This is a genomic window from Shewanella hafniensis (assembly GCF_019655335.1).
In the GTDB taxonomy this organism is placed as follows: Bacteria; Pseudomonadota; Gammaproteobacteria; order Enterobacterales; family Shewanellaceae; genus Shewanella; species Shewanella hafniensis.
In genome coordinates this window covers 1-17,234 of the sequence record NZ_BPFD01000087.1, presented here as the reverse complement: position 1 = coordinate 17,234, position 17,234 = coordinate 1, and the positions used below count along the sequence as shown (strand labels likewise).

Annotated in this window: 14 protein-coding genes and 1 riboswitch; of the genes, 7 read left to right on the top strand and 7 right to left on the bottom strand. The window is 45.7% G+C overall.

Annotated elements, in window-relative coordinates:
- Positions 1-72 precede the first annotated feature (72 nt).
- Complete coding sequence (gene nrfA, locus K5Q99_RS18825) at positions 73-1,476, bottom strand: ammonia-forming nitrite reductase cytochrome c552 subunit (RefSeq protein ID WP_012090224.1); 1,404 nt, start codon at positions 1,474-1,476, stop codon at positions 73-75.
- Between the two features lie 225 nt (positions 1,477-1,701).
- On the opposite strand from nrfA, the gene narQ reads away from it, so the two are divergent.
- On the top strand, positions 1,702-3,534 hold the full coding sequence (narQ, locus tag K5Q99_RS18820; RefSeq protein ID WP_198555550.1) for a nitrate/nitrite two-component system sensor histidine kinase NarQ: 1,833 nt from the start codon (positions 1,702-1,704) through the stop codon (positions 3,532-3,534).
- Positions 3,527-4,156 carry a response regulator gene (locus K5Q99_RS18815; RefSeq protein ID WP_006084162.1) on the top strand — a complete coding sequence of 210 codons (630 nt, stop codon included), beginning with the start codon at positions 3,527-3,529 and terminating at the stop codon, positions 4,154-4,156. Before narQ ends, K5Q99_RS18815 begins: the two co-directional genes overlap by 8 nt.
- Before the next feature lie 89 nt (positions 4,157-4,245).
- Here the strand turns inward: K5Q99_RS18815 and K5Q99_RS18810 are convergent, their stop codons facing one another.
- On the bottom strand, positions 4,246-4,620 hold the full coding sequence (locus K5Q99_RS18810; protein ID WP_041411501.1) for a YacL family protein: 375 nt from the start codon (positions 4,618-4,620) through the stop codon (positions 4,246-4,248).
- 197 nt (positions 4,621-4,817) lie between these two features.
- Here K5Q99_RS18810 and K5Q99_RS18805 point away from each other — a divergent pair, with 197 nt between their 5' ends.
- Complete coding sequence (locus K5Q99_RS18805; protein ID WP_220777766.1) at positions 4,818-5,783, top strand: zinc transporter ZntB; 966 nt, start codon at positions 4,818-4,820, stop codon at positions 5,781-5,783.
- Positions 5,784-5,886: 103 nt separating this feature from the next.
- On the opposite strand, the gene K5Q99_RS18800 is transcribed toward K5Q99_RS18805, so the two are convergent.
- The 3 genes from K5Q99_RS18800 to K5Q99_RS18790 all read right to left on the bottom strand — a co-directional run bounded on the left by K5Q99_RS18800 (position 5,887) and on the right by K5Q99_RS18790 (position 9,226).
- A complete protein-coding gene (locus K5Q99_RS18800) occupies positions 5,887-7,008 on the bottom strand; it encodes a succinylglutamate desuccinylase/aspartoacylase family protein (RefSeq protein WP_220777765.1) in 1,122 nt (373 codons plus the stop codon).
- A gap of 1 nt (position 7,009) precedes the next feature.
- Complete coding sequence (gene lysC / locus K5Q99_RS18795) at positions 7,010-8,365, bottom strand: lysine-sensitive aspartokinase 3 (RefSeq protein ID WP_220591150.1); 1,356 nt, start codon at positions 8,363-8,365, stop codon at positions 7,010-7,012.
- A 150-nt stretch (positions 8,366-8,515) separates the two neighbouring features.
- Positions 8,516-8,690: riboswitch (Lysine riboswitch) on the bottom strand.
- A gap of 101 nt (positions 8,691-8,791) precedes the next feature.
- Positions 8,792-9,226: a DUF3293 domain-containing protein gene (locus tag K5Q99_RS18790; RefSeq protein ID WP_220777764.1), complete on the bottom strand. Its 435-nt coding sequence runs from the start codon at positions 9,224-9,226 to the stop codon at positions 8,792-8,794.
- 587 nt (positions 9,227-9,813) lie between these two features.
- On the opposite strand from K5Q99_RS18790, the gene arcA reads away from it, so the two are divergent.
- Positions 9,814-10,530, top strand: a complete 717-nt coding sequence (gene arcA, locus K5Q99_RS18785; protein WP_006080127.1) for a two-component system response regulator ArcA — start codon at positions 9,814-9,816, stop codon at positions 10,528-10,530.
- An 89-nt stretch (positions 10,531-10,619) separates the two neighbouring features.
- Here the strand turns inward: arcA and K5Q99_RS18780 are convergent, their stop codons facing one another.
- Positions 10,620-12,935, bottom strand: a complete 2,316-nt coding sequence (locus K5Q99_RS18780; RefSeq protein WP_220777763.1) for a S9 family peptidase — start codon at positions 12,933-12,935, stop codon at positions 10,620-10,622.
- A 264-nt stretch (positions 12,936-13,199) separates the two neighbouring features.
- Here K5Q99_RS18780 and K5Q99_RS18775 point away from each other — a divergent pair, with 264 nt between their 5' ends.
- On the top strand, positions 13,200-14,207 hold the full coding sequence (locus tag K5Q99_RS18775) for a class 1 fructose-bisphosphatase (protein WP_220777762.1): 1,008 nt from the start codon (positions 13,200-13,202) through the stop codon (positions 14,205-14,207).
- Between the two features lie 353 nt (positions 14,208-14,560).
- The gene (locus K5Q99_RS18770) at positions 14,561-14,746 is read left to right on the top strand and encodes a hypothetical protein (RefSeq protein ID WP_106651653.1); all 186 of its coding nucleotides are present in this window, start codon (positions 14,561-14,563) and stop codon (positions 14,744-14,746) included.
- Between the two features lie 410 nt (positions 14,747-15,156).
- Here the strand turns inward: K5Q99_RS18770 and K5Q99_RS18765 are convergent, their stop codons facing one another.
- Entirely contained in the window at positions 15,157-15,726 is a 570-nt protein-coding gene (locus K5Q99_RS18765) for a DUF7010 family protein (RefSeq protein ID WP_220777761.1), read from the bottom strand.
- A gap of 396 nt (positions 15,727-16,122) precedes the next feature.
- Here K5Q99_RS18765 and K5Q99_RS18760 point away from each other — a divergent pair, with 396 nt between their 5' ends.
- Positions 16,123-16,617 (top strand): TIGR00645 family protein, encoded by a 495-nt coding sequence (locus K5Q99_RS18760; RefSeq protein WP_006080109.1) that lies wholly within the window; start codon positions 16,123-16,125, stop codon positions 16,615-16,617.
- Positions 16,618-17,234: the final 617 nt, after the last annotated feature.

Sequence of the window (17,234 nt, the reverse complement as noted above, 5' to 3'; positions counted from 1 at the left end):
TATCCTTTAATAAAGGATATAAAAAAGCTCCCTTTATAGGAGCTTTTTATTATTTTGAAGTCTACTTAAGTATTATTTATAAGTGGCTTCGCGTTTTTTCGCTTCTTCATCCCACTTAGGTAACATGTCCTTCTTAAATGCTTCTTTCTCAGCATTCATTTTTTCCATGTCCATACCTAAAGCGGCTTGTGCCTTAGCTTTAGTCGAAATATCAGGGATAGCGACAGGATCTGTGATGCCTTTTTTCGCCAACAGTTGCGCTAATTTAACCCGCGCATCAGCCGCTTTATCTACTGCGGTACCTAAAATGCGTAAGACTTCTTCAGGAGCGTGAGCAGCAGCGCCGTGTGAAGCAATCGCATAGTCCCAACGCCATTGTGAATGACGGATATCGGTTAGAATAGGCTTCATTTCCGCTTCAGTTGCACCCGCTTTCCAAGCGGCTGCGGCTTCAAAGTGCGCTTTCACCAGTTGTGCTTCGGCGCGGCCTTTAAGCTCTTTTACTTTCGCTTTACGTTCGTTGGTCAAGCCGACTAAGAACTCTTTACTTTGGCTGTGGCACGTCGCGCAGGTTTCTTCAAAACGATCAAATGGGTTACCCACTTTATGATCTGTGTACTTACGGCCTTTGTCGTTAGTCACTTTTGGCATGTGACAATCAACACAGCTCACATCGTTCTTACCATGAACACCGAGTTTCCAAGTTTCATAGCCAGGGTGCTGCGCTTTTAACATAGGGGTTTTAGACAGCGCATGCGTCCAGTCGGAGAACTCAATACCGTCGTAATAGGTTTCCATTTGCTCAACGGTTGTGCCCATATCCCAAGGGAATTTAACGAAACCTTTTCTGCCTTCTTTTTTCTCGAAATAGTATTCAACGTGACACTGACCGCAGACCATAGATTGCTTGTCTTTTTTAGACGCTTTGGCAAACGGTGTACCTAATGCTTCCATACCACGTTCAGCAAAAGGGCGAGAGATACGCAGTTTAGGCGTGCCTTTCTCATGGCAGTCACCGCAGCCTATGGTGTTCACCACTTCTGGGCCGCCCTTGGCCCATTTACCTTTAAAGTAACCATCTTCGCCTTGCTCTTCAATTAAGCGAGGTACATCAGGGCTCTTACAGCTCCAACAAGCCATAGGCATTGGACCATCTTCCGCGTTGGCAGGTGCGCCAGTTCGCAGAGTGTTACGCACATCCGTAATGGCATACATGTGGCCACGTGGTGCGTTGTAATCTTTCGCAAAACCATAACCTGCCCACAGCACGACTAAGCTCGGGTCCGAGGCTAACACATCGGTATTCTCAGTGCTTTTATCTGTGTCATGCCAGCTAGCGTATTGATTAGCAAATTTGTCTTTATAAACTTCGTTGCGAGGCTCAGTTTTATCACTCGCCATTGCGCCCGCCGCCATGAAGCTGGCGGCAACCAGTGCACTTAGTGCAAAGGACTTACCTGTCATCTTCTTCATCATCTCATCTCCGTGTTGCATTATTGTTGTAAATCACGACATCTCCATGGTCAAACTTAGTGACTTAATCCCGCTAAACATATACCTCTTAGGGGGTATCTAGGTCGAAGTTTGCGCTAGATCAAAATGTAAAGGTGTTGTTGTTCACACTTCTATACTTTTGTTAATGTATTACATTATTTTCTAATGTAAAAACCACTGCAAAGTGCCATAACAGCGGCCATTAAAATGAATAGCGGATTAATGAAACGAGGCAGTCTAACCTCAAAAATCTTAGGATTAATGTTAGTACTCATTCTGCTTTCTAGCAGTTTATCGACCTTTGCTATCATCAATTTGTCTTACAGCTTGGGCGACGCTAAGGCGATTAACGCCTCGGGTTCTTTGCGGATGCAAAGCTATCGATTGATGTTTTACGCCAACTCAGGCAGTGAGGCCGCGCTCGATAAAATCATCGAATTCGAAAACACCCTCTATTCCGATACCTTAAAGCCTTCAGATAGTTGGTTTAGTCCACGTAAGATTGCCGATCAATATCAGCTCGTGATCGATAAATGGCTGGTGATGAAATACTACATAGAGCAAGAAAACTCCCGCGACTATGTGGCGTCACTTAAGGACTTTGTCGACACCATAGATTTACTGGTATTGGAAATGGAGCACCACGCCGCCTTTAAACTCAGGCTCCTCGCCGCCAGCCAAATATTAGGCTTAAGCGTCATGCTCATTATCGCCTTTGTGGCGGTGCGTTTTACTAAGAAGAAAGTGGTGATCCCACTGCAAAAGCTAATGGAATCGGCGAATACTATTTCTAAAGGCAATTTTGAAATCGAAATGCCCGAAACCGAATATATCGAACTTACAGCGCTCACCCATGCCCTGCAAAAAACGGCCAAGGAACTCGCCATGCTTTATGGCGATTTAGAGTCGCAGGTGGCAGAGAAAACCTTAGCACTCACTCGGGCCAACAATGAGCTGGCATTTTTATACGATAACCTACTGACACTAAACGCAAATAAGCTCGATTACAAAGCGCTCAAAGCGGCACTAAATCAGTTAAAAGGCTATGAGTCACTCGACTACCTTAGGCTCATTATCCAGTATCCAGAGCAAGAGCTTGAAGTGATTGAGGCCGATGGCGGCTGGCCAGATATGACTCAAGAGAGTACCCGTTTCCCACTGCAATTTGAGCAGGCTAATTTAGGCTATTTAGAGTTAATTGCCGACCAAACACCGAATATCGCGCTATTTAATAATTTCGCGATTATGTTGACCCGCTCAATCGTGATCCATAATGCCACGGAGCAAAGACAACAACTGGCGCTAATGGAAGAACGCGGCGTGATCGCGCGGGAGCTACACGACTCTTTAGGGCAAGTGCTGTCCTTCCTCAAAATCCAAATTAGCTTATTACGCAAAAACTTAGATTGCAGTTGCCGCAGCCCGATCGTTGAGGCGCAATTAACCGAAATCAACGAAGGCGTGAGCACAGCCTACGTGCAACTCAGGGAATTACTGTCTACCTTTAGACTCACAATTAAAGAACCCGATCTAAAAAGTGCCCTAGAGGCTATGCTCGAGCAGCTCAGAGCCAAGACGAATATCAAGATCACCTTAGACTATAAACTTGCACCACAATGGTTAGAGGCAAAACAGCATATTCACATACTGCAGATCACGCGAGAAGCGACTCTAAACGCCATCAAACACGCCGAGGCCAGCCTCATCAATATCCATTGCTATAAAGATGATAAAGGCATGGTCAATATTGATGTTTGTGATAACGGCATAGGTATTGGACACTTAAAAGAACGAGATCAACACTTTGGCATAGGGATTATGCATGAGCGAGCCAGCAAACTTTCAGGTAAAGTCGTATTTAGCAATAATGAAATAAGCCGATTTAACGCAGCGACCACCACGATTGAGCAAGGATGCAATAAACAAGACGATGCACTCAAGCCTAACCATTCATTCGACCTTGCGCAGCAAAGCAAAGGTTCAAGTGGCACTCGAGTAACACTTATTTTCCCCTCTCAACAGGAGCCTTCAAATGGGTAAACCTTATTCCGTACTGGTGGTCGATGACCATCCCCTGTTACGCAAAGGCATCTGCCAGCTCATTGCCTCAGATCCTGATTTCAGCCTTTTTGGTGAAGCTGGTGGCGGTTTAGACGCATTAACCGCCGTCGCCACCGATGAACCCGACATCATTTTGCTCGATCTGAATATGAAAGGTATGACAGGCCTAGATACTCTCAATGCCATGCGCCAAGAGGGTGTTACCTCACGCATAGTAATTCTCACAGTTTCCGATGCAAAACAGGATGTTATCCGTTTACTTCGCGCTGGAGCCGACGGCTATTTGCTTAAAGATACTGAGCCAGATTTGCTGCTCGAAAAGCTCAAAAATGCCATGCTTGGCCACAGAGTTATTAGCGATGAAGTGGAGGAATACCTCTACGAGCTTAAAGATGCGACCGATGAGCAAGAATGGATTTCGAGCTTGACGCCAAGGGAGCTGCAAATTCTTGAGCAACTGGCGGAAGGCTTAAGTAATCGGATGATTTCAGAGCATTTACACATTAGTGAAGGCACAGTCAAAGTGCATGTAAAAAACCTACTGCGTAAAGCCAATGCCAAGTCGAGAACCGAAATGGCGGTGCGCTACCTTAATCAATAATCCCTGAGTTTAGCGAGGTATCGCGCAAACAATAAAGGCAATCCTATGATTGCCTTTATGTTTTTATCGAATAGGATTTGAATGGACGATTACAGACCTTTCTCGACAAACTGCTGCCAACTCAGTAGCGCCTGCTCAAAGTCCTCTAAGCCACAATAGGCCTCAGACTCAGCATCATAGAGTGACATAGCCTCTTCTAACTCATACTCTTGCTCAAAACCTAACGTATTCGCAAACACCCGCGCCTGTTCACGCTCTAACTCTAAGGTAAAATCATTACCAACGAGGCGCCATGCACCGCGTTTATCGGTTTGAATGTCTTTAATCATGCCCAACACTTGCTGAATTTTGGCTAAGTCTGGCCCTAATTCTTCTGTAAACCACTGCCCCAGCACTTCATGATCCATGCTAAAGCTGGCCAGAAAAGTGCCGGTTAAACTGTTACGCCGAAATTCGTATTCCATTTTATTGTCTCTTGCTCTAAGCCTACTAATGCTAATTTTAACCTATCCTTGGCGAAGTTGCTCGCCTCCCGCAGCACAGCAGATTTAGGGCGCTCAGGGCAAGCCTCTTAATCCGTTAAGCACGAGTACTGACTTCATTTTCATGACAAAATCAGTTAGCTTGTTTATATGATTTTGAAAGAGATATGGAATGCGATATGCACGAAGGATTTATCTACAGCTTAGTGCTGAGTGGCGCCCAAGCGGGTTCTACCTTAAGCCTAGAGCAAATTGAAAAATGGAACCCACAGGATGGCCTACTCTGGTTGCATCTTCGCTATCGCAATAAAAAGGCGCGCCACTGGATACTCAATAGCGGCCTACCTAAGGTCGAAAGTGATGCCCTACTGGCCCAAGACACTCGCCCCCGCGCAGTGATTACAGGCGAAGGCATATTACTCGCATTACGCGGCGTCAACCTCAACCCCAACTCGGCACCAGAAGACATGGTGGCCGTGCGTATCTATGCCGATAAACAGCGGATCATATCCACCTGTGATCGCGAGTTACAGTCGGTCAAAGATGTCGCCGAGCTGATCCTTGAGGGAAATGGGCCGACCACCACAGGTGACTTTATCGTCGCAATCTGTGAGCGACTCACTAACCGTAAAGTCGAGTTCATCGATAAGTTAGAAGAACAACTCTCAGATTTAGAAGAGCTAGTCGTCTCAGGTAATGTGAAAGACTTACGCACCGATATCGCCGAACTGCGTCGCCAAACCGTTGCCATTCGCCGCTATTTAGCGCCCCAGCGTGAAGCATTTTCGAAAATGATTTCCGAACAATTGAGTCTATTTAATGATATAGAACGGCTTAAACTCAGGGAAACAAACGATAAGCTTATTCGCACTATTGAAGATCTCGATGCCCTGCGCGACAGAGCCAATGTGACTCAGGAAGAATTACTCAGTCAGCAATCGGAGCAGCTCAATAAGCGCTTATATTTCTTATCCTTAGTGTCGGCCATCTTCTTACCATTGGGTTTTTTAACTGGCTTACTCGGAGTCAATATTGGCGGCATACCGGGCGCTGACAACACTTGGGCCTTCGCCACCTTCTGCGGCATATTAATCTCACTCGTCGCCCTACAAATGGCGCTGTTTTATCGATTTAAGTGGTTATAGCCACCTTAAAAACAACAAAGCCAATCGATTAGGATTGGCGTTGTTTTCTCTCAGTCCGATAAGCTGAATGTTATGAGCTAATGCTTATGCTCTAAGCGGGCGATTATGTCGTCGGCAACTCAAACACATGAGTCATGACTTTATAAAGCTCAGTCCCTTGGTGCACTGATGCCGAAGCAAAGTGCAAAATAGGCACACAGTCCTGGGGCAAACTGACCGTTTTTAGCTCATCCGCCGTACCGTATAAATCCATACGCAGTAAATTAACTAAGGGCTGCCCCGCAGCCAGTGGCTCACCCACAGGTGCGAGATATTCCACTAGTCCTGAACTTGGCGCGTGATACTTTTTATAGTCTTTAAGGTAACAACCAAAGCGCGGCATTTTAGCAGGCGCAACGGTTTCAGCTATTACGCCTCTGTGGCTTAAATACGCCAAAATCCCTTGAGCATCAACCAACGCATCCTCAAGACAGACACGCTCTTGACTCGCCAATTCTAAGGTTAACGCCGACACAGCAACGGCTAGATCGCGCCCCTGTGCTTTTGCAAAATCACTCAATTGCCACCAAGGACAAAACGCAGCCTCATCCATGGCACCACCAAAGGTATTGGGGATAACGAGCGTATAAGGGATAGATAAATACTGTGCAGCAGCTAAGTCATATTCAGGACAATACAAATGTTTACAGGATTTAGGACCTGTGTGCAGATCGAGCACTATATCCGCGCCATGGGCCATAATCTGCAGATTAACCGCAAGCCTATGGCCAGTAGTAATGCCCCATTCGTGACGTAATTTTTGCTGACAGGCTTCAACCAAAGTACTGCGATAGGCTTGGATCAGCTCGCTATCACTGAGCTTGGCATGTTCGCTATACCAAGTCGGCAAATCGATTGCATGATTCAAATACTCACGATTCCAATTCGCGCCTGTAATAGGGTCAAATCGGCCAAGGGTAAACTCACCACTTTTTTGGTTGATCCCGAGTGGATTCGCCAATGGCACTAAGGTGATTTCACCGCGGACGTCACAGAGTTCAAGCTGCTTCATCAACTGATAAATCACCGCATTACCTTGCACTTCAGCACCGTGGACATTGGCCTGAATATACACTTTGGGGCCAGTCGCCTTCTCGTCGCTCGGCTTAAAATGGTATATAGGCAAGGTGAGTGCTTGCCCTGCGGCAAGCTCCCCGATTTGCAGAGACGATGTTGTCGGCAACATATTAAGCGCCTTCGAACAGATTTTGATGCAGCGATTTAACCACTTGCGCCGCTTCCGATTCTGCTACTAACACACACAGATTATGTGGGCTGGCGCCTTGGCAAATCATCCGCACATTGTGTGGCTCTAACACTTCAAACACGCGGCGACAAATACCCGGCGTCGTCGCGATGCGATTACCGATAATAGCCACTAAGGCCAGTCCATCTTCAACTCGCACACGACAATGCTGTGATAATTCTTGCAGCAATGCCTCACTCAACAGACCTTGTCCGCTAGAGTCTGAACCAGTTTTATCGAGGGTTAGAGACACATTCACTTCTGAGGTGGTAATTAAATCCACACTGATCTTATGTCGCGCTAATGTCGCAAAGGTTTCCGCTAAAAAGCCCTGCGCATGCAGCATTTGCAAGCTGTGAAGATTTAACAGGGTTTGATCGCGGCGCAAAGCCACAGCGCGGAATACAGGCGCATCTTCCACTTGATGACGGATCCAAGTCCCGCCCTTTTCAGGCTCTTTACTTGAACCCACAAACACTTGAATTTGCTGACGAACGGCAGGAAGAATGGTCGCAGGATGCAATACCTTAGCACCAAAGGTCGCCATCTCGGCGGCTTCATTGAAACTGATCTCGGCAATCGGAAAGGCATTGGGCGCAAGACGTGGATCGGTTGTATAAATGCCTGCAACATCGGTCCAAATCTCGACCGCTGAGGCGCGTAACGCTTCGGCTAACAACGCAGCAGAATAATCACTACCGCCGCGACCTAATGTGGTCGTTTGCCCTGCATCATCGGCACCGATAAAGCCTTGTGTCACAATCACTTGTTCCGCTAGCAGTGGCTGTAGATAATCACGCGCTAGAGTCGCAATCTGCTCGACCTGAGGTTCGGCGCGGCCAAAATGGCTGTCAGTACGTAACACTCGGCGCACATCGAAGGCACTGGAGTTGACACCTTTCTCGCGGATCACCGCCGAAAACAACGCCGAAGAACATTGCTCACCAAGGGACAACAACTCATCCATGGTCGCTTTGCTGCGTTGTGATGCGAGCGCTTCACTCAATACTGACATGCGACTCAATAATTTATCTAATGCGGCGGCCACATCGTTAGGACGACCGAGCTTATCTAAAATCGCATATTGAATTTGGGCAATTTGTTTTAATCGCTGTAATCGTCCATCGTCGTTGATGGCTTCTTGGGTCAATTCCACTAACAGATTGGTCACGCCACTCGATGCGCTGACCACGACTAAACGGCAATTGGGATTAGCTAACACTATGTCGGCACAGCGATTCATAGCGTTATAGTCGGCGACTGAAGTGCCACCAAATTTTGCGACAACGAGGGACATTAGCTCACCTCCGTGAAACACGTAGGGCAACAAATAAACGCAGATTGAATAAAATATTGATTAACTAACATGATCACACTCCGAACTAACTTCGTTCGAAGAGCCTGGTGCTCAATGATAACGCACCCCAATAGAAGGGAAACAGCAATCGTCACCAGAAGCTCTCCACCAATTACAGGTGACAATCGTCAGGATTCAGCCTGAGCGACCGACATAAATATGCAGCAACCATATCTATGCCTCGGCGTTAATCTCCCTCATCAGTCATCGCTGGAGTTTGTGCTCCTCTGACCGACTACCTAGTTAACGCTCCTCTTCTGTTCCTTTCCTAGGGAAAGGGACGAAAAAAGTAGCAATAAACCCCTAATGAAGTCAATGCTAATTTCATAACAAATGAATAATTTAACTAAAATCTTTTGAAAACAATTAAGTGCTTAAATCGGGTAACTCGTATACCAGCTGCACATAATCACTAAATTTGCCTAAACACACTTCATCATGTCCATCCAAGGTGCATGGCACTAAGCTAACATCCCCTTGTTCAATCACATAAATCGCGTATTGATTAAATTTTTTACCCAGTTGCAGCGCCATCGTTCTATCGATAAACACGGCCCAACTTTTTTCCATGTGGGATAAATCCGGCGCAGCGCCCACTAAAGCACGATAGGGACTGCCGATTAATTCAATTTCACGGAGAAGTTGGCGATCGAGTAAACGGTTTTGACTGGGAGAAAGCAGTTTTGAAGCGGGATTATGGGCGGTAATAACAGCAAAGGAAAGATCACAGGATAATGCTTGAGTCAGCAAAAATAACGGCGCTTGGTAACATTGCCACAAATCTTGAGTCGTATTGTCCATTGGTAGTCTAGTCGAAAATGAACCCAAGCTAGTGTAGCAGAGTGATTGTAAAATCCAAAGAGGCGTGAACTGGCTCACAGGAATCACAAATACATTAGTTATACTAATCAATAGCTAAAGTAAATATCATGGTAAAAAGCCCAACTCGCCTAAAATTTGTTAACATTTCATTTGTTAACAAATGACTAAAACGAGTACAATGTACGTACTGGTGAGTTGAAACAGATTGAGCAAGATGCTTATCGTTCAATACAGTTTGTTACATATATCGCTTTAAGTAACGTGAACTGACCGGGCATCTGTTTAAAATGTGTTCTACATTTGATTTGTCTTTTAAACATTTAAAAAAAACAATAGTTAAGGAACTTATTCTAACTATTGCTTATCGAAGTTGGTACTGATTACGTTTTCTCGTATTACACTTAAACGTGCACTTAATCTACATCCAGATATAGATGTCACCTTAAAGATTTTCCTTTTGAGCACAAAGCAGTTCAAGGAAGTATCAACGCTTTTATGAATATAAGAGCCCGAAGTAAGTTGCTCTTATTGGTTAGTATAAACTGATTAAAATTTAGGTAAATAATATGCAAAATCCGCACATTCTGATCGTTGAAGATGAAGCCGTTACCCGTAACACGCTGAGAAGTATTTTCGAGGCAGAAGGGTATGTGGTAACTGAGGCCAATGATGGCGCAGAAATGCATAAGGCTATGCAGGAAAACAAAATTAACTTGGTTGTTATGGACATTAACTTGCCAGGCAAGAATGGCCTGTTGTTGGCACGTGAACTACGTGAAATCAACAACATAGGTCTTATCTTCCTGACAGGTCGTGACAACGAAGTCGACAAAATTCTTGGACTTGAAATTGGCGCGGACGATTATATTACCAAGCCGTTCAACCCACGTGAATTAACGATTCGTGCTCGTAACCTTCTGACTCGCGTCAACAGCGCTGGCGCTGAAGTAGAAGAGAAGAGCTCAGTAGAATACTACCGCTTCAATGATTGGAGCTTAGAGATCAACAGCCGTTCATTAGTGAGCCCACAGGGTGAATCTTACAAACTGCCACGTAGCGAGTTCCGCGCTATGCTGCACTTTGTTGAAAACCCAGGCAAAATTTTGACTCGTGCCGATCTACTGATGAAAATGACTGGCCGTGAACTTAAGCCACACGATCGTACTGTAGACGTCACTATCCGTCGTATCCGTAAGCATTTCGAAAGCTTGCCAGATACGCCAGAAATCATCGCGACTATTCACGGTGAAGGCTATCGTTTTTGCGGTAACTTAGAAGGCTAATCGCCCGCTAAGCGACATCCGCATTAATTGGTTTGATAAGAATTGATTCACAAAAAACCAGATCTTAGGATCTGGTTTTTTTATGCCTACTATTTGGCGTTTTTCAACTGCCTATCTAGGAAATCGGCCAGTGAGCGATATAAGTGATTACGCACTTTCTCGCCACGCATCGAATGTTTAGATCCAGGATAATCGATCATCTGGAACAGTTTGCCCTCATCCTGCAACGCCTTATAAACCCGAGTGCTGTTTTCAAACAAGACGTTATCATCGGCCATACCGTGATACATCAACAGACCCGATTGATAGTTTTTCACATAAGGGAACACGCTGCTGGCTTCATAACCCTTTTCATTTCCCTCGGGATGAGCTAAATAACGCTCAGTATAATGGGTGTCATATAAGCGCCAGTCGGTGACAGGAGCCCCCGAAATCGCGGCTTTAAAGTAGTCCGGCGCCTTAAATAAACTCATCAAGGCCATGTAACCGCCGTAGCTGTGGCCGTAAATCGCTACATTATCGGCATCGACAAAGGGTAAGCTGCGTAAATACTCCACCCCCACTTTTTGATCCTTGACTTCAGCTTCGCCCAAGTGACGGTAAATCACTTGCTCAAACTTTGTGCCCCTGTGGGCGCTGCCGCGGTTATCTAATTGGAATACTACGTACCCTTGTTGCACAAGATACTGGGTAAAGTAGTCCTGCTCGCTCCAACTGTTAGTCACTAACTGAGCGTGCGGCCCACCGTAAACCCGCACTACGACAGGGTATTTCTTGCTCGCATCGAAGGGAACAGGTTTGAATAAACGGGTTTGTAACACTTGGCCATCTTCGGCTTTCAGTTCACCAAATTCAGGGATTTGCCACAGACCCGCATAGTCATATAAAGGATGGCCTTGCTTGACCGCATTTTGCTCGACCCAAGCCAATTGTTGGCCCTTGTCACCGTGTAAACTGATCTGCGGTGGCTGAGATAAGCTATTGAAATAATCCAGATACACACTTTGATTGTCGGCAAACACAGGATCGTGCATGCCCGCTTGCTTGCTTACCCGCTCAACCTTGCCACCCGCTAACGGCACGCGATAAAGTTGTTTCTCGATTGGCGTATCTTTGCGGCCAGTGAAATATACCCAACCAGCGGTTTCATCTATGTATTCCAACACATCGACAGCCCACTCGCCCTGAGTCAATTGGGTTTTAAGTTTGCCTTTTAAGTCAAAAAGATACAGATGATTAAAGCCGTCACGCTCAGATGCCCAAATAAAAGCCGATTGCTGTTTTAAAAAGTGCAGATCGTTATTGAGGTTCACCCAAGCGTTACTGCGTTCTTTCACTAAGGTTTTTGGCTTAGTCAGTGAATCTAACGCCACCAGTTGCAAATCTAGCTTATGTTGATCGCGACTCTGCCACTGGAACGACAAATGTTTGCTATCGGGCAGCCAATCGACCCGCGGCAGGTAAATATCTTTGCTATTGTCTTCGCTGTTCTCTTCGCGCAGCTTCACCCAATTGATAGCCTTATCTTTTAACGTGACCACACCGAGGGCGATGTCGACATTGTTTTTGCCGGCATAGGGATAGCGCTGCTCAGTAAGTTTAATACCGTCAGCATAGATTTCGTTACGGGTTACTTGCTCGACACCGGACTCATCAATACGGGTAAAGGCGATGGCCGATTCATCGGGCGCCCACCAATAACCTGTCATGCGATCCATTTCCTCCTGAGCGACAAACTCGGCCATGGCATTTTTAATCGCCCCGCCGCCATCTGTGGTCATAGTCTCAAGTTTTTTGCTCGCCAGATCTAACACATACAGATTTTGATCCCGCACGAAAGACACAAAATTGCCCTTAGGCGATAGACGTGCATCAGTGGCGAACCCTTCACCAATCGGCAATTGAGTCACGCTCTTGTCGGCAAGGGAAAAGTAATACAGATTGCCAGCAGCGGGGATTAATAGCGCTTGGCTATCATCGGCCCAGAAGTACTCCATAATGCCTTCGCCATAAATACGTTGGCGTTCGCGGCGGGCTTTTTCTTCATCGGATAATTCATTGGTCGCGAGTTTATCGGCATTTAATAGCAGGCTCGACTCACCAGTTTTGACATCCATCTGCCAGAGATCATAAAAACTTTGATTATCTTTACGGCCAGCAAGATAGGTAACTCGCTGCCCATCGGGGGACAATTTCAAACCACGGGGACTGGTGCCCGCTAAGGCAGGCGAGGCATTCATTCGCTCAATCGTCAGTGGCTGTTTGCCACCTTCCATTGCCAAAGCAGGGGTCGTTGCTGAAATCATAGCTGTCGAAATCATGGCCATTTGGCTCGCTATCAGTAAGGGAACGGCGCGCACCTTAAGCGAGCGCGCAGGGAACCAAGTTAACCTATTTTTAATCATTATTATTCCTTGGAAGTGTACTCGCCTTAGGCTGGCGATTAAAAAACTGCCGCCATTGTGCCAGAGGCGCGCTACAAATAGAAAGCGCATGCAATATGCCGATACAAATTAGGATCATCTCGTAGACTCAGTCCAAATAATCCCTAAAAGTCCTAATATTCGCTAAAAGCATCAGCAACATCGCTGAAATTGTCGACTAACTGAGTTATCATTCGCGGCAAATAACGAAATTGACCTCATTGTTGAACCTCTAAAGGACATAACATGCAGACTCTGGCCCAGCACTTGACCTCACAGGCAGTGAACGACTCCCTCTCCCAGCTAATCTTAACCTTAGCCGACACCTCAAAAGCCATTAGCCATGCCGTTCGCCACGGTGCGCTTGCGGGCGTGTTAGGCGCGACTGAGCAAGAAAACGTGCAAGGTGAGACCCAGAAAAAACTGGATATCATCACCAACGACATGCTCAAAGATGCATTAAAAGCTGACGGTACAGTGCGCGGTTTGGCATCGGAAGAAGAAGATCATGTGGTTGAAGTCAGCCAAAATGGCCAATATCTAGTGTGTTTCGACCCGCTCGATGGCTCATCTAACATTGATATCAACTCGTTAGTCGGCACGATTTTCTCTATATTACCAGCAACAAAGGGGCCCGCCCCTGCTGGCGTGTTGACTGAAACTAGCTTTTTACAATCTGGCCGCGCGCAATTAGCCGCAGGTTATGTGCTTTATGGCCCATCTACCATGCTCGCCCTCACGACAGGCCAAGGCGTGCAACTCTTTACCCTACACCCAGAAACCAACGAATTTTTACTGACCAACGCCGCCATGAGCATTAGCCCAGATACCCAAGAGTTTGCCATTAACATGTCGAACCAACGTTTTTGGGAAGCGCCAATGCAGACCTATATTGCCGATTTACTGCTCGGTAAAATTGGCCCACGCGAAAAATCCTTCAATATGCGTTGGATTGCGGCCATGGTCGGCGATGTACACCGCGTGCTATCCCGTGGCGGTATTTTCACTTACCCAACCGACAATAAAGATCCTAAAAAGCCGTACAAACTGCGCTTGATGTACGAAGCCAACCCAATGGCTTTCTTAGTCGAACAAGCGGGCGGTAAGGCTTCTACTGGTTATGAAACCATTTTGGATATTCAACCAACACACATTCACCAACGTGTTGCGGTAATTTTAGGTAGCAGCAACGAAGTCGACGCTTGCCTGAGCTACCATGGTATCGATTACAGCGAAGAGCCAAATATAGAGTAAGCAGAATCGCTTAAGCTTTGATTTTTATTATAAAAGCCACTGACCACAGTGGCTTTTTTGTTGTCGCTTAATGCGACATTTGAGTTGTGATGCGGCTTTACCGCTGAAGAAATTGCGGCCTAACGGCCGAGGCAAGTCAAAGTCGTGGGCTTCACCCCTCAGCCTAATATTCGTGCTGTTTAGCACAATGCTATATCGATTGCGGCCTTACGGCCGAGATAAGTCAAAGTCGTGGGGCTTCACCCCACACCCGACCAAGAGGGGATCAACAGCAATTCCCTCTTGCCTCTTTGTTAACAAGAGTCCTTGCCGAACAACGTCCATGTCTAACTGCCAGTTCAGATCACCCCTTGATGGATGCTTTAGATAAAAGTGTTAAATTAGGTGATGCCGTTGAAAAGCTAAGAAACATACCTGGTTTCTCAAAACTGACAGCAAAATTGGAAAAGGAGTCAAAAGAGATTTTGAAAGATACAGAAGAAAAAGTAGCACAGGCGATATCAACGGTTGCGAAAGATGGGACAGGTACAAATCTTTAGGACTAACAGCTAACACCAAGGCAATAGAAGTTCACCTCCCCTGCGAAGTTGCTGAAGGGCGTTGAAGAAAATAGCGTGACGCAGACAGGACGTCTGCGTAGCTTTCGGGGGGAAGGGACGCCCCATCGGAAGCGTTAGCGATTTTCGAATAAGCACGAAGCCACTAACCAATGCATATAACTTCGCTAGGGACGCCGGGGGATTTCCAAAAGGGGAACAGGCGCTTTTCCCCTTTTGGTCGGGTGTGGGTTGAAGACCCACGACTTTGATTCACCTCAGCCGTTAGGCTGCAATTAATAGCTGCGATAACTTTGTTAGTGTAACTCCAATCAAATCATCACAATTGATTGGGGGGTGAAGACCCCGACTTTGACTTACCTCGGCCGTAAGGCCGCAAAACCTACTAACCACTAACCCGCAACACAAAAATTTTGCTGAATCTTCCAACGGCGCTGCATCACTGGGATAGAGAACCCATAACATACCACCACAATTAAAGGTTGAAGCTGAAAACTCAACTCAGGCCACAACATAAAAGCAGCCGCGCAAGCCACAGTGCGCACAATTGCATGCACAATCGCCACCTTTTGCGCCGCTAAAACACCGTGGACTAACCACATTAAACCTGTTTGCACCGCAAGGGCGAAAGGCAGGGCTAAATAGTTTTCCATAAAAAAGGGAATACTGATGCTAAAGGTTAAAAAACTCATCCCCATCGCAGCGAGAAACACAGTCTCAAACCAATTACGCTCAGTGCTTTTCTTGAAGGAGATATTCTCGCCAGTCAGCCGCGAAACTCCCATAGCAAGATAGACAATAGAACCAGTACCGATAAAGACCGCCATCACCAACTGCGAAGGAGTTAATACAAAGCTCAATATAAACAGTAAGCTCCACACTATCATGCCGGATAAAGGCATAGCTAAAGCACGTTTTTGGCGGTATTCGATTAATTGTTGATCCAGTGATTTATGTTGCATGATTAAGCCTCCTTGTTGGTATGGCTTTAGTATCCCTATATCCGCTAAATCACGGCAGTGTGAGTTGTCAGCAATAGAAGATGACAAATGTCACCTCTTTCAACAAAGTCCTAAAAAGTGTAAAAACGTGATCCTCTGTTGCTGAATTTACTTTGGTATCTGCTTGAAAAAAGCGACAATCAAACATATCGAAGACATGAGCAAGTTAGACGCTGCCGCGCTGCTAAACCCTGAATCGGGTTTAGATGACGACAATGTCTACAGAAAGCGCAATAACAGCATATATCTCACGCTTTACCCTAGGGTTATCGCGCGCCTAAAATGCGCTATGTTACTGTTTTAGTCGTTGGTAACTCGATTTTTTACCGCATTTTTAGATTAAGGGTTAAATGGAATATGGAAAAAATATTTGAAAGGCTAATGTATGCATCTCGCTGGATTATGGCGCCGATTTACTTGGGATTAAGCCTAGTCCTAATCGGTTTAGGCATTAAATTCTTCCAAGAGATCTTCCATATTCTGCCGATTATTTTTGAGATGACCGAAGTGGATCTGGTGCTGGTCACCCTGTCCTTAATTGATATCACCCTAGTCGGCGGCCTGATTGTGATGGTGATGTTTTCTGGCTATGAAAACTTCGTTTCACAATTAGATGTGGGCGAAGACAGTGAGAAGCTAAGCTGGCTTGGCAAACTGGATTCTGGCTCACTGAAAAACAAAGTCGCCGCTTCTATCGTGGCGATTTCATCCATTCATCTACTAAAAATCTTTATGGATGTGAAGAATATCGATAACGATAAAATCATGTGGTATCTGTTAATCCACATCACCTTCGTGTTGTCAGCCTTTGCCATGGGCTATTTAGATAAAATGACTCGCGCTGGTAAGTAGTCACTTCACGCTGAATAAGTTAAGCGTTAACGGTTTTAACACTGTGGAAAGTTTAAAAGTAAAACCTAGGCAAATATAAAGTTTATTCGCTTCTGCTAAATTACAATGCCACTCTTTTGAGTGGCATTTTTAATGACAAGACCCCAAAAATTAAAGCAATCCACTAACACTCGTTATTCCACACATCAGCTTAATTTCACCTTGTTGACTCATTAATCTGCACTCATTTAAATCTTAATGCAGCGATTTGTAATATCTATTTTTCAACTTGTTGCATTAAACATTTAGATATCAGTCATACGGTTTAAATCCATTAAAAATACTTACCCAAAGGCGTCAAAAAAATCTATAATCGCCACCTTTTTGACAAACTTGTCACTAATGCATCTATCCGTAAATAACCATCCCTGTAATCGCAAGGTAGTAAAGTGAAAACACAGTTACTGGCTCTCATGCTCGTCAGCCATATTGGCTACGCCCATGCCAAGGACTGAAGGATCCCCTCATAAATCAGCCATAGCATAGCCATATTTGAGCAACTGATTGGCGAATAATACCCAGGCCGCCAGCAATTCTTTCTCCGTGATTTGATAATCAGGCCGCCTGAGTACCTCCAA